The organism is Devosia sp. Soil_C_22 (genome assembly GCF_057657195.1).
Genome location: NZ_JBDGIY010000002.1, coordinates 399,662 through 411,913, shown reverse-complemented (window position 1 = coordinate 411,913; position 12,252 = coordinate 399,662). Strand labels below are relative to the sequence as shown.

The following is a 12,252-nucleotide window of genomic DNA, read 5'->3' as shown; positions in this document are numbered from 1 at the left end:
GGGATTGCTACTTAGCCCTCGGCCGGCGCCGCTGCCGGGGTTGCCCGCACCACCGCGATGATCTCGGCCAGCAGCGCATGCAGGTCGTCGCGATGTCCGGTGCTGGCGGCCGGGGTGCTCTCGTCCGAGGTCATCACCACGCTCAGCCCGAGCTCGGGCACAATGTAGAGCATCTGCCCGCCAAAGCCCCAGGCGAACTTCACCTCGGCTCCGCCGATATTGCGCAGGAACCAGCCGTACCCGTAGCCGTCGCCGGTGAAGCGCGAGTTGGTGCGCTGCGTCCATGATTGCGCGATCCAGTCCGCCGAAATCACCCGTGTGCCGTCCGCGGCCAGCCCGCCGGTGCGGAACACCTCGCCGAAGGCCAGCAGCGAGCGCGGGCTCATCGCCATCTGGTTGCCGCCAAGATAGATCCCCTGCGGATCGCGCTCCCAGCCGCCGATGGCGAACCCATCCACCGCCGCGAACCACTCGCGTGCCGTCGCCAGCGTCGATTGTCCCGCAACTTCGGTGAGGATGGCCGAGAGCAGATGGCTCGAACCGGTGGAATAGAGCATCGGCCCGCTCGGATCGGACTCGAACGGCTGGTCCAGCGCCGCCCGCACCCAGTTCCCGCTAGCGACCCACGCCCCGTAATTCGGCCCCGAAGTCGGCGCCAACCCGGCCTGCATCGAGAGCAGGTTGCCCACCGTGATCGTCTCGATGCGCGCATCGGCATCCTCGGGGATATCGTCGCGCAGGATCGGCGCAATCGGCTGGTCGACGCCGGTCAACAGCCCCTTGTCGATGGCAATGCCGACCAGCGCCGAGATGATGGTCTTCGACGCCGACTTGATATTGGTCGGATCGTCGACCGACACCCCATCATAGCCACGCTCGGCAATCACCACCCCATCCCGCGCTACCATAACCGCCTCGAGCGGCTCGAGCCGGTCGGCGCGATCGAGGATGGAGGTGAGGGCGTCGGATTGGGCGAAGGCAGGTGTCGCAAGCAGCGCGGCGGCAAGGATGAAAGAGCTCAGGAATCTCATGCCGGCACCATGCTGGCTTCACCCCACCCCAGCAATGCACGGGACGATCACACTCGATTGAGAGTGCTGGCCCGTTAAGGCGCTTGCGGTTCGCGTGGCCGCCCCCTCCACCAGCTACGCTGGTCCCCCTCCCCCGCTACGCAGGGGAGGATGAAGGCAAGATCGTGCCCCAGCGTATCCTCCCCCGTTTCACGGGGGAGGGGGACCGCCGAAGGCGGTGGAGGGGGCGACCGCAAGCACCGCCCTCACCACCCAGATATTAGGCCCCCAGCGCCAGCTGCTCGCTGGTGATCCGATCCATCAGCGGATCGAGCTCCATGTTCACCGGCGCGTTGCTCGCCAGCCGCTGCTTCAAAAACCCGATCGACTCTTCCAGCACCTCATCGAGGTTCTCGGAGCACTCGAAATCCCCCGCGACACCCTTCACCTTGGAGTTGTCGAACAGCGCCGACCAGGTCTTGTCGCCCAGCAGCGGGCCTTCCCAGGCCTTGTTGTAGCGCACCAGCGTGTCGGTCGGCACATGCACGATCTTCGGCTCGAGCCCGACACCGCGGCCGATGGCGCTGTAGATCTGGTCCCAGCTATAGGCCCGGTCCGAGGTGATGTGGAAATCCTCGCCCAGCGCCGCCGGCTTGCCGAACAGGTTGACGAACGGCACGGCGAAATCCTTCGAGCGCGTCAGCGTCCACGGCGTCGCGCCGTCGCCGGCAACGATGACGGGCTTCCCCTGCTGCATGCGGCGGATTACGATGTCGCCCTCGCCCATCATGGTGGGCAGGCCGGTGCGTACGGTGTGGCTCGGCCGCACATTGGTCCAGTTGAGCCCGCGAGAGGCCTTCAGCATCGTCTCGCAGGCGATCTTGGCCTGGCTATAGGCCCAGTACGGGTTCACCGCCGGGGTCTTCTCGGTGATGACGTAGTGCCTGGCCGGCTTCTCGTAGACCGAGGCCGACGAGATGAAGATGTACTGCCCGGTATTGCCGGTGAACACCTGGATGTCCTGCGCCATCTGCTCGGCCGTGAACACCATGAACTGCGCCACCACGTCGAACTTGTGCTTGCCCAGTTCCGCGTAGCTCGCCGGATCCTTCATGTCGCCGACGATGGACTCGACGCCCGCCGGCAGCGCCGCATCGCGCTGGCCGCGGTTGAACACCGTCACCTTGTGCCCCTGGGCCACCGCATGTTCGACGCAGGGCAGCGAAATCTGCCCCGTTCCACCGACGAAAAGTACCGACGCCATGAAATCCTCCTCAAGTGTGATTGGCCCGGACCCTAGTGCGCCCTCGCCCGCCCCCGCAAGGCCGCGGATGGTTGTATCGCGCCGGCGCAACCCATCCTGAGGCGGGAGGCCCGGCGCCATCGACGAGGCCTTGCGCAAATGAAATGGCGCCCCCTCGCGGGAGCGCCACTGTCATGTTGCTGGATCGAGATCACTGCGCGGGAGGAGGCACGCATTGGCCATCGACCAGCACCATGCCTTCCGGACAGGCGGCGGGCTCGGCGGGAGCAGCTTCCTCCGGAGCCGCCTCTTCAGGGGCGGCCTCTTCAGGCGCTGCTTCCTCAGCCGGCGGGGCGGCTTCCTCTGCAGGAGGCGCGGCTTCCTCGGCTGGGGCAGGCTCCTCGGCCGGGGCCGTCTCTTCCGGAGCGGCTTCCTCGGCCGGGGCCGGCTGCTCGGTAGCGATCGGCACGCACTGGCCGTCGACCAGTTCCTGGCCCTCGGGGCAGGTCACCGGCTCGGCAGGTGCCTGCTCGGCCGGAGCAGCTTCCTCGGTCGGAGCAGCTTCCTCGGTCGGAGCGGCTTCCTCGGCCGGAGCTGCCTCAGCCGGGGCAGCCTCTTCCGCAGGGGCCGCTTCTTCAGGCGCGGCTTCCTCGGCCGGAGGTGCAGCCTCTTCCGCCGGAGCTTCGTCGGTCACCGGCACGCAAGCACCCTCGACCAGTTGCTGGCCTTCCGGACACTCGGTGGCCGGAGCGGCACCCTCTTCCGGCGCTGCCTCATCGGCCGGAGCGGCATTCTCATCGGCGGGGGCCGCGTCATCCGCCGGCTGCTCGCCTTCGGCGGGCTGTTCCTGGGCCGCCGGCAGCTCTTCCACTGCCTGTTCGGGCTCCACGGCTTCAGGCGGGGCAGCCTCGGGCTCCGGCTCCTCGACCTCGGGTGCGAACACCTGGATCGTGTCGCCCTCGGGCTGGGCCTGTGCCTCGGCGGGATCGCTCACCTGCGCCGCGTCCACCACCTGAACTTCGGTGTTGGTCTGCTGCTGGATGAAGTCGATGTCGATGATGTTGTTGATCACCACATTGTTCTGGATGATCACCGGCCCCGCGAATTCGGTACGCCGGAAGATTTCCGGATCCTCGTCGCCGAACACAAGGTCGACCGACAGCTCGGGTTCAACGAAGGACCGCACCGGGATGAAGACCCAGTCGCGTTCCGGCGGCTCGCCGACATTGATCTCGACATTGATCTGGAAGCCGTTATTTTCGGGCGGCAGCGGCGCCCAGCCGACGAAATCGTCGCTGCGGCGCCAGCTCACCCAGGCCGGGGCCCATTTGTTGCCGGGCACCCAGCACCAGCCGAGCCGCTCGTCGTCATACCAGCGGCCATAGTGATACACCGCCCAGGCGAACGGCTCCTCTGAGCGGAAGAACCAGCCGCGGTCGCGCAGGTAGATCCAGCGCCCCTGCGTATAGGGCCGCCAGCGCGCATCCACCCGCGGGCAGAACACGTAGTTGAAGCGTGAATGCCGCACCCAAACGCCGTGTGGCTGCAGCTGGTCGAAGAAGATGTTGAAGCTGACACGCGCCTCCTGCGCTTGTGCAGCAATGGGAAGTACGGGGAGCGGGGCCAGGATCGGGGCAGCCGAAATCATTGCGGCAGTGCCGATGGTGGCGAGCAGGCGTTTGATGTTCATTGTTCTTCTCTCCTCTTCACCGCGCCTCCGCCCAACTTCCGGATCCGCACATGGTTCCGCTTGCCGGTGCTGCGACTGGGAAAAGGAAACGCCGCCGGGCCAGGCCCGGCGGCGTCAAACGGACATCCCCATCGGGGAATGACGTCGGCCGCTACTGAGCGGCCGGGGCTGCCGGTGCAGCGGCCGGCGCCGCCGCGGCATCGGGCGAGAACGTCGTCAGGTAGGCAATGACGTTGGCCACATCATCAGGGTTGGCGAGGCCGGCGAAGCTCATCTTGGTCCCCTTGACGTAATCGCGCGGCTTGGTGAGGAACGGCGTCAGCGTCTCGGCCGTCCACACCAGCCCGCCCGTACCGGCTTCGACCATGGCCTTGGAGTAGTTGAAATCGGGATGCGAGCCGGCGACCCGGCCGATCAGCGCGTTCAGCTCGGGGCCGACCTTGTTGGCAGCGCCTTCGCCGATCGCGTGGCAGGACATGCACTTGCGGAACACCGTCTCGCCCGCCGCAGCGTCCTGCGCCAGCGCTGGCCCCGCCAGCAGTGTTGAGAGGATGAGGCTGGAAAGAAGAAGACGCATGATTGTCACTCCGGATGCAGCTCTGCGATGCAGCACCGTGCCTCAGATATGGGCAAACCGCAACGCCGTACGAACACGCCTAACGTTGGAGACGGACGCTCGTTGCACTAGCTCTTGCTCAGCGTGTTCGCCGCATAGATGAGTGCATTCTCGACCGCCCGGATCTCCACCACCAGCGGCGCGATCAGCGGATCGGACTCCCACGTGCCGAAACCGCGCTGCTTTGCCATCGCCGTCATTTCCTCGGCGCGCCTGGCGACAATCTCGGCCGCCGTGCGTGCTTCTCCCAGCGCGTCGGCCCGCACCGAGGCCGGGGTCGTCGGGTTGGAGGCCAGCGATTGCAACCGCCGCGCATTGATCCGCCACTGCCGCGCGAATTCCTCCGCCCGCTTCACGCGGAACGACAGCACCGTATCGCTGAGTTCACTTCCCTCTGCCATGCCGCCACCCTCGATTCGCGCCGCTCATCTGTACCGTGATTTTGGCCGGCGCGATGGCATCCATAAGGCACGACTCATTGCAGCGGCTTTAAGTCGCCCAGCAGTGTCGGCACCAGTTCGCTCACCGTGGGGTGCACATGCATGGTGGCGATGATCGTATCGACGCTCACCCCCGCCGCCATCGCCTCGAGCAGCGATTGCATCACCTCGTCGCCCTCGATGCCGAGCAGCGACACGCCGAGGATCTTTCGCGTCTCGGCATCGGCGAACACCTTCATGAAGCCCAGGTTCTCGCCGCGCTCGTTGGCCCGGCTCACCCGATTCATCGGCCGCGTCGCGACCAGCGCCGGCCGCCCGCTCTCGCGCACCTGGGCCTCGTTCATCCCCGCCCGTCCGAGCGGCGGATCGATATAGAGCGCGTAGGCCGGCACCCGGTCGGACACCTTGCGGTCCTTCCCGTCGAGCAGGTTCTGCGACACGATCTCGAAGTCGTTGTACGAGGTATGCGTGAAGGCCCCGCGCCCGTTCACATCGCCCAGCGCGTAGATATGCGGCTGGCTGGTCCTGAGCCTGTCGTCCACGCTGATATAGCCGCGCTTGTCCTGCCCCACCCCCGCCTTGTCGAGCTGCAGGTCCTCGACATTGGGCACTCGCCCCACTGCCAGCAGCAAATGGCTGCCGGACACGGACTCGCCGTCGTTGTATCGCACGGTCACGCCATCGGCCGTCGCCTCGCCCGAAAAGCACGATGCCCCGGTGACGATCCGCACCCCCTCGCGCTCGACGATATCTCGTATCGCATCCGAGACGTCCGGGTCCTCGCGCCCGGCGATCCGCTCGCCCTTTTCCAGCACCGTCACTTCGGCCCCGAAGCGGCGATACATCTGCGCAAACTCAAGCCCGATATAGGAGCCGCCCACGATCACCAGGTGCCCGGGCAGCGTGTCGAGCTCCATCACCGATGTGTTGGTGAGATGCGGCAGGTTCGCGGCCCAGTCCGGCACCACGGCCCGCGCGCCGGTGTTGAGGAAAATCTCCTCCCCCCGCAGAGTCTCACCATTCACCTCCACCTCGTGCGGCGAAACGAATGCCGCCGAGCCGTTGAACACCGTGAGGTTCTCGGTCGCCCCCATCCACTGCTCGAGCCCGGTGCGCGAGGCCATCACCATCGCCTGCTTGCGCGCCCTGATCGCCGCCATGTCGACGCTCACCGGCCCGGTGCTGACGCCGAAATCGGCGGCCCGTCGCGCCAGCCACGCGACCCGCGCGCTCGCCACCAGCGTCTTGGTCGGCGTGCAGCCATCGTTGACGCAGGTGCCGCCCATGTAGCGCCGCTCGATCAGCGCCACCTTGCGCCCGGCCTCGGCCAGCTGCACGGCGAGAAAGGGACCGGCCTGCCCGGCTCCAATAACGATGGCGTCGAACGTCTGCATGCACCCGCTCCTAATCTTGGCGGGCGCACCTTAGCCGGGCCTGACGCAGTCGTCATGGCACGCTTGCACCCAAGCCCCTTTCGCGACGCAACCGGGCGCTGCTAGGCTCGTTGCGGGTGGTGCGCCATCCCGGCGCGCCCGGGGATCGAGGATTCCGCATGCCCGCCAAATCCGAGACAACGAAATCCACGCCTGCCGACCCGGCTGGCCAGCTCAGCGAAGACGCCATCCGCCAGCGTGCCTATTACATGTGGGAAGCCGACGGCCGCCCCGAAGGCCGCGGCGACCACTACTGGAGCCTCGCCCACGCGGAAGCGACGAAAGCCTTCGTCGAAACCACCGGCAACGGCGTCGCCAGGACCACCAGGGGCAAGAACGCCAATGCCGGCCCGACCAAGCTCAGGGCAACCAAGGACACCAAGGCCAAGGTAAAGGAAGCGGCGGTCAAGCCGAAGCTCAAGGCCGAGGAGCCCAAGCCCAAGAAGGCCACCAAGCCCCGCGCCGCGGTGCCCAAGGCGAAATAAGCGGGCAAAGCCCGCTCTTGATCCTCCCCCGTTCAACGGGGGAGGGGGACCAGCGAAGCTGGTGGAGGGGGCGGCCACACCCACCGGGTCACCCCGGCGCAGGCCGGGGCCCATCCTGAGATCTACTCACTCGCAGCGATAGCCGAGGCATCTCAAGCTGGATTCCGGCCTTCGCCGGAATGACCCCGTGCGTGTTGCTTAATCCAGCGCCGCGATCGCGATCACTTCCACCTTCAGCGCCGGATGCGCGAGGCGGGCTTCGATGCAGGCGCGTGCCGGCGGATTGGCCGGGTCGATCCACGCATCATAGACGGTGTTCATCGCGGCGAAATCGGCGATGTTGTTGAGCACCACCTGGCACGACAGCACCTTGGACTTGCTCGAGCCCACCTCGGCCAGCAGCTTGTCGATCGCGGCCAGCACTTCGCCGGTCTGCTTTTCGATGGTGCCGTTATAGTCGGTCGCGACCTGCCCGGCGAGATAGACGGTGTTGCCATGGACCACGGCCTGGCTCATGCGCTTGCCGGGCTGGTGACGGGTGATGCTCATCCAAAAAAACTCCTCAACGAGATTGCGGAAGCCTCATAGCCGCCGCGCCCCCACCCTGAAAGCCCAAACTACCGCCGCCGCGTCGAGATCGTCGCGATGGCTACGCCGGCCAGCGCCACGATCGCCATGCCCACCAGCGTCAGCCCATCCGGCACATGCCCGAACAGCAGCCAGCTCATCAGCCCGACCCACAACAGCTGCATGTAGTTGACCGGCGCCAGCAGCGACGCCGTCGCCTCGCGATGCGCGGCGGTGAACAGGTAATGCCCCAGCCCCGCCGCCGCACCCTGGCTCAAAAACATCAGCAGCGTGCCGAAATCCGGCGTCGGCCCCGACCACGACCACGGCAACGCCGCCCCGAAGCACACGACACCGACGACAGCGGTGTAGAACAGCATCGTCACAGTGCTCTCGCTATGCGCCAGCACCCGCGAGAGGAGGTAGTAGACCACCGAACTCGAGACCGAGATCAGCACGAAGATCACGCCGTAGAAATCGAGCCCGCCGCCCGGCCTGACGATCAGCAGCACCCCGGCAAAGCCGCCGATCGCCGCGACCCAGCTCGCCGCCGCCACCTTCTCGCCCAGCACCGGCCCCGCCGCCAGCACCACCAGCATCGGCGCGAGAAACACGATCGCGACCGATTCCGGCACCGGCATGCGCTGGAAGGCGAGCCCCATGCACAGCGTCGAAACGACGAGGCAGAGCCCGCGCACGATCACCAGCCCCGTCCGCCGTGTCCGGACGATCCGCCCGCCCATGCGCGGCGCAACAAGGATCAACATCAGCACCAGCTGCACCGCGTAGCGCATGAACGCCACCAGCGGCACCGGATACTCGGCGACGAGCAGCTTGGTCACCGTGTCGTTGGCGGCAAACAGCAGCACCGCCGCCATCACCATGGCGACCCCGACCAGCGGCCGCCCCTGCGGCATCGCCGCCACCGGCACGGGCTCGATACGTCCCGCCTCGGCGACTTCCAGCACTTCTCGATTGTCGTCGGCCAGTCCGCTCACGCCCCGGCGCCTCCTTGCGCCACACGGCCCCCGCGACAGCCGACACCTCACATGAGCCCCAACCGGCTGAATCGGCAATCGCTCCAAAGGTCGAGCTAGCCTACTCCGCCGCTATGGCGGGCTCATCGATCACATGACGGAAATTGCGGGTCAGCCCCGGCTGGCCGGGAGGCCACCTCGCCCAGCCCGCAGATCGCATGTCGATCTCGCGCTTCTGCGAACTCACAATACGCCGATCCTCCCCCGCGGGCGGGGGAGGGGGACCAGCAAAGCTGGTGGAGGGGGCGGCCAAGCCACAGTCCCCCACCTCGACCAACGGGCCGGCGCTGTCGCCGTCCCGCTTTGCATCACGCCGCTTCCGCCGTGGCCGGATCGACCACGACCTTGATCAGCGTGATCTTGTTGGCCGGAAGGCCGCTGAGCTCGGCATGCTTGCGGATGTCCTCCGGGTCCTCCGCCAGGTAGACGCAATAGGTCATGTCGCCGGCAAAGTAGGAGTGCACCCACTGCACCCGCGGCGCGAGCTTGGCGAGGGCCTCGTTCGAGACCTGCGCGGCCTCGCGATATTCCTCTGCCGTCTTGCTGCCGATGCCCGGAATATTGCGTTCGATCACATAGCGCTTCATCGGAAACTCCTTACTGCTGGGCGGCGACGGCGGCGTCGCACGTCACGTTGGGGTTCATGTCGGCAAAGGTGCCGGTGGGGTTGTCCCGCCAGGCCCACACATGCAGCTCGTAGAACGGCGGCAGTCCGTAGCGGTTGGGCGAGCCGGTGAAGCTGAACAGGTGCCCGTCGAGGTTGGCCGGCCCTTCGGTCGTGATGTATTCGACCGCCACCAGCTCCATGCTGCCATCGCCCTTGGGCTCGTACATCACCGCCTCGGGCTTGCCGAGCTCGATGGCCTTGTCCTCGATCAGTGCACCATTGACGAAGTGGATGCCCATGGCGCCGCCTTCGATGCCCGAGACGCACGGGATCGGGGCATAGCCTTCGGCCTTGGCCACCTCGACATCGGCGAAGCGCGCATTGGCGTCGCGCACCTTTTCGGCCAGCGGGTTGGTGACGGCAACGCCGCCATGCTCATGCGCGAAGGCAGGCACGGCAAGCAGTGGCAGAATGAACGCGCCAATAAGCGCGGGCATCCGCCAAGAGGTCCTGGTCATTTTCTTGCTCCATCTTGACCATTGACGTGGGGCGCGCGAAGTAGATCGCGCGGTGGGGCATCCATTTAGTTGGAGCCGCTGGAATAGCCATGATCGAGACACCGGCCAATTTGATCGAAACGCCGCCGGATCAGACGAGGGAGCGCGCCGACCTGCTCGCCGATGTGCTCGCCCACATCCGCCTGTCCGGATCGATCTTCATGCGCGGCATCTACGGGGCGCCCTGGGCACTCGAGACGCCCGACGCGCAGCATTTGATCGACCTCCTGGCGCCGGGCTGGGAGCGGCTGATCCCGTTTCACGCCGTCCGGCGCGGCGCCGCCTGGGTCGATGGCGAGGGCATCCACCACGAGTTACAGCATGGCGACCTCGCCATCCTGCCGCATGCCCACCAGCATCTGCTCGGCGCCGGCCCGCTATCGACCCGCTCGACGCCGATCATCAGCGTGCTGCCGCCGCTGCCATGGACACAGATGCCGCTGGTCGAGCTCGACGGCGGCGGCCCGCGAACCGAAATCGTGTGTGGCTACTTCCGCTGCGACGAGTTGCTGTTCAACAGCGTGCTGCGCCACCTGCCGCCCATCTTCGTCATCCGGCCCGAAGGCGCCGTCGCCGACTTCTTCACCGCCATGATGAACTACGTGATGGCGGAGTCGCCCTTCCCGGGCAAGGAAGCGCCGCTCGCCGCGCGGCTCCCCGAGCTGCTGCTGGCCGAAGCGCTGCGCATCTACTCGCGCACCGCGCCGGCGGGCAGCGGCTGGCTCGCCGCCACCCGCGATCCGGTGGTCGGCCGGGCGCTGGCCATCCTCCATGGCGATCCCGCCCACGATTGGTCGGTGGACGAACTGGCGCGCCGGGCCAACAGCTCGCGCTCGGTGCTCGGCGAGCGCTTCCGCACCCTGCTCGACCAGTCGCCGATGCAGTATCTGGTCGAGTGGCGCATGCAGCTCGCCGCCGGGCTGTTGCGCTCGAGTTCGGCCAAGATAGCCGACATCGCCGAACAGATCGGCTACGGCTCCGACGCCGCCTTCAGCCGCGCCTTCCACCGCCATGTCGGCCAATGGCCGGCCGAATGGCGGCAAGCGGCCACCAGCTCAAGCGCGAGTTAGGGCCCGTACGCAACATACATGTCGACGTTGCCCGCATCCTCGCCCCGTCGGGGAGAGGACGGTGCAGCTTGGGCGCAGCGCGCCCTTGCGTAACCGAGGTGAGGGGGCCTTGCGATTGCGCCACACCAGCCGAAGGCCAACCAAGGCCCCCTCACCCCAGCTGCGCTAAGAACGCCGCGATCTCCGGCCGGCTCGATAGTCTGAACTTCCCCTGCGGATGTTCGTCGAAAAGCCGCTGGTGGCCGTCGAACGAGTTGAGGTGGTTCTTCCGCAGCCGATAGCCGCGCGTGTAGTCGAGCAGCTCTTCGAACTGCGCGGCCGTGCCGCCACCGGTCTGGCCGCGCTGCTTGAGGTTGGCGACGCATTCCTCGTCGGCGACATCGAGCCAGATCAGCGTCGTCACCCGCGGCAGCACCGCCTTGAGGATGGAGCCGTAAATGCCGTCCATGATCCATGCGCCGCCGGCCGCAACCTCGGCCACCAGCCGGTCACGCTCGTCGCGCGGCCGCTCGCCGGCAAAGTTCGGCAACCAGTGCAGTTGGTCGAGATGAACCGGCCGCACGCCAAGCTTCTCGCCCAGCCGTTCGGCCAGCCAGCTCTTGCCGCTGCCGCCATTGCCGATGATGAAGATCCTGTCCATGGCGCTCAACCAGGGCCGACCCGCCTACATAGTGATCCCGCCATCGGCGATGAAGTTGGTGCCCGTCGCATAGGCGCTTTCGTCGCTGGCGAGATAGACGCAGAGATGCGCCAATTCCTCCGGCTGCGCCATGCGGCCCATCGGCTGGCGGGCGATGAAGGTTTTCCATATCTCGTCGTGCTCGCCCAGCGCCTTGGCGCGCTCGTGCAGCGACGGACTGTCGACGCTGCCCGGGCAGAGCGCATTGGCGCGGATGCCCTGCTTCATGTAGTCGAACGCCACCGACTTGGTGAACCCGATCACCGCCGCCTTCGATGACATGTAGCCTACCCGGTTCGGCACGCCCTTCAGCGAGCTCGCGACCGAGGCGACGTTGATGATCGCCGCCCCGCCCTGCGCGATGAAGGCCGGCAGGAACGCCTGGGTCAGGACGAACATCGGCGTCACGTTGATGTCGAAGCTGCGCTGCCAGTCTTCCACCGACGTATCTCCCAACATGCCCTGATGCACCCAGCCCGCGCCGTTGTAGAGCACGTTGACGCCTTTGTGGCGCTCGGCGGCAGCGCGCAGGCCGGCATGGTCGGTCACGTCCAAGGCATAAGCCTCGTGGCCCGGCCCGATCGCCCTCAGCTCCTCGCCCTTCTTGGCGATCCCCGCCGCATCGCGATCGGTCGCGATCACGCGCGCCCCTTCGCGTGCAAATGCCGTCGCCGCCGCGCCGCCGATGCCGGCCGCCGCCGCGGTCATGAATACTACCTTGCCCTCGAGGCGCCCCATCAATCTTCTCCCTTGGTGGCCGCTTCCGGCCTTTAGTGTCGTTGTCGCCCGGCTCCGCCTCCCCTAGGCTGCGCCGAGGG

General features: G+C 66.9%; 14 protein-coding genes. 2 read left to right on the top strand and 12 right to left on the bottom strand.

Annotated features, from left to right (window positions below; translation table 11 throughout):
• Window positions 1–11: 11 nt before the first annotated feature.
• From AC3A6I_RS19100 to AC3A6I_RS19075, 6 genes are all read right to left on the bottom strand, one after another.
• Window positions 12–1,031, bottom strand: coding sequence for a serine hydrolase domain-containing protein (locus AC3A6I_RS19100; protein WP_487545455.1), 1,020 nt, complete (start codon window positions 1,029–1,031; stop codon window positions 12–14).
• A gap of 259 nt (window positions 1,032–1,290) precedes the next feature.
• Window positions 1,291–2,274 carry an SDR family oxidoreductase gene (locus AC3A6I_RS19095; protein WP_487545454.1) on the bottom strand — a complete coding sequence of 328 codons (984 nt, stop codon included), beginning with the start codon at window positions 2,272–2,274 and terminating at the stop codon, window positions 1,291–1,293.
• Between the two features lie 190 nt (window positions 2,275–2,464).
• On the bottom strand, window positions 2,465–3,943 hold the full coding sequence (locus tag AC3A6I_RS19090) for a DUF6600 domain-containing protein (protein ID WP_487545453.1): 1,479 nt from the start codon (window positions 3,941–3,943) through the stop codon (window positions 2,465–2,467).
• Window positions 3,944–4,094: 151 nt separating this feature from the next.
• Complete coding sequence (locus tag AC3A6I_RS19085) at window positions 4,095–4,520, bottom strand: c-type cytochrome (protein WP_487545452.1); 426 nt, start codon at window positions 4,518–4,520, stop codon at window positions 4,095–4,097.
• Between the two features lie 107 nt (window positions 4,521–4,627).
• Window positions 4,628–4,960 carry a hypothetical protein gene (locus AC3A6I_RS19080; protein WP_487545451.1) on the bottom strand — a complete coding sequence of 111 codons (333 nt, stop codon included), beginning with the start codon at window positions 4,958–4,960 and terminating at the stop codon, window positions 4,628–4,630.
• Window positions 4,961–5,034: 74 nt separating this feature from the next.
• A complete protein-coding gene (locus AC3A6I_RS19075) occupies window positions 5,035–6,393 on the bottom strand; it encodes an FAD-containing oxidoreductase (RefSeq protein ID WP_487545450.1) in 1,359 nt (452 codons plus the stop codon).
• Window positions 6,394–6,551: 158 nt separating this feature from the next.
• Here AC3A6I_RS19075 and AC3A6I_RS19070 point away from each other — a divergent pair, with 158 nt between their 5' ends.
• The gene (locus AC3A6I_RS19070; protein WP_487545449.1) at window positions 6,552–6,917 is read left to right on the top strand and encodes a DUF2934 domain-containing protein; all 366 of its coding nucleotides are present in this window, start codon (window positions 6,552–6,554) and stop codon (window positions 6,915–6,917) included.
• A 198-nt stretch (window positions 6,918–7,115) separates the two neighbouring features.
• Here the strand turns inward: AC3A6I_RS19070 and AC3A6I_RS19065 are convergent, their stop codons facing one another.
• The 4 genes from AC3A6I_RS19065 to AC3A6I_RS19050 form a co-directional block, all read right to left on the bottom strand.
• Window positions 7,116–7,466 carry a RidA family protein gene (locus tag AC3A6I_RS19065; protein ID WP_487545448.1) on the bottom strand — a complete coding sequence of 117 codons (351 nt, stop codon included), beginning with the start codon at window positions 7,464–7,466 and terminating at the stop codon, window positions 7,116–7,118.
• Between the two features lie 68 nt (window positions 7,467–7,534).
• Entirely contained in the window at window positions 7,535–8,482 is a 948-nt protein-coding gene (locus tag AC3A6I_RS19060) for a DMT family transporter (RefSeq protein ID WP_487545447.1), read from the bottom strand.
• A 347-nt stretch (window positions 8,483–8,829) separates the two neighbouring features.
• Window positions 8,830–9,108, bottom strand: coding sequence for a DUF4242 domain-containing protein (locus AC3A6I_RS19055; RefSeq protein WP_487545446.1), 279 nt, complete (start codon window positions 9,106–9,108; stop codon window positions 8,830–8,832).
• Window positions 9,109–9,118: 10 nt separating this feature from the next.
• Window positions 9,119–9,646 carry a hypothetical protein gene (locus AC3A6I_RS19050; protein ID WP_487545445.1) on the bottom strand — a complete coding sequence of 176 codons (528 nt, stop codon included), beginning with the start codon at window positions 9,644–9,646 and terminating at the stop codon, window positions 9,119–9,121.
• A gap of 89 nt (window positions 9,647–9,735) precedes the next feature.
• On the opposite strand from AC3A6I_RS19050, the gene AC3A6I_RS19045 reads away from it, so the two are divergent.
• Window positions 9,736–10,755 carry an AraC family transcriptional regulator gene (locus AC3A6I_RS19045; protein ID WP_487545444.1) on the top strand — a complete coding sequence of 340 codons (1,020 nt, stop codon included), beginning with the start codon at window positions 9,736–9,738 and terminating at the stop codon, window positions 10,753–10,755.
• Window positions 10,756–10,906: 151 nt separating this feature from the next.
• On the opposite strand, the gene AC3A6I_RS19040 is transcribed toward AC3A6I_RS19045, so the two are convergent.
• Both AC3A6I_RS19040 and AC3A6I_RS19035 read right to left on the bottom strand, forming a co-directional pair.
• Window positions 10,907–11,395 carry a P-loop NTPase family protein gene (locus AC3A6I_RS19040; RefSeq protein WP_487545443.1) on the bottom strand — a complete coding sequence of 163 codons (489 nt, stop codon included), beginning with the start codon at window positions 11,393–11,395 and terminating at the stop codon, window positions 10,907–10,909.
• 24 nt (window positions 11,396–11,419) lie between these two features.
• Window positions 11,420–12,172 carry an SDR family oxidoreductase gene (locus AC3A6I_RS19035; RefSeq protein WP_487545442.1) on the bottom strand — a complete coding sequence of 251 codons (753 nt, stop codon included), beginning with the start codon at window positions 12,170–12,172 and terminating at the stop codon, window positions 11,420–11,422.
• Between the last annotated feature and the right edge of the window lie 80 nt (window positions 12,173–12,252).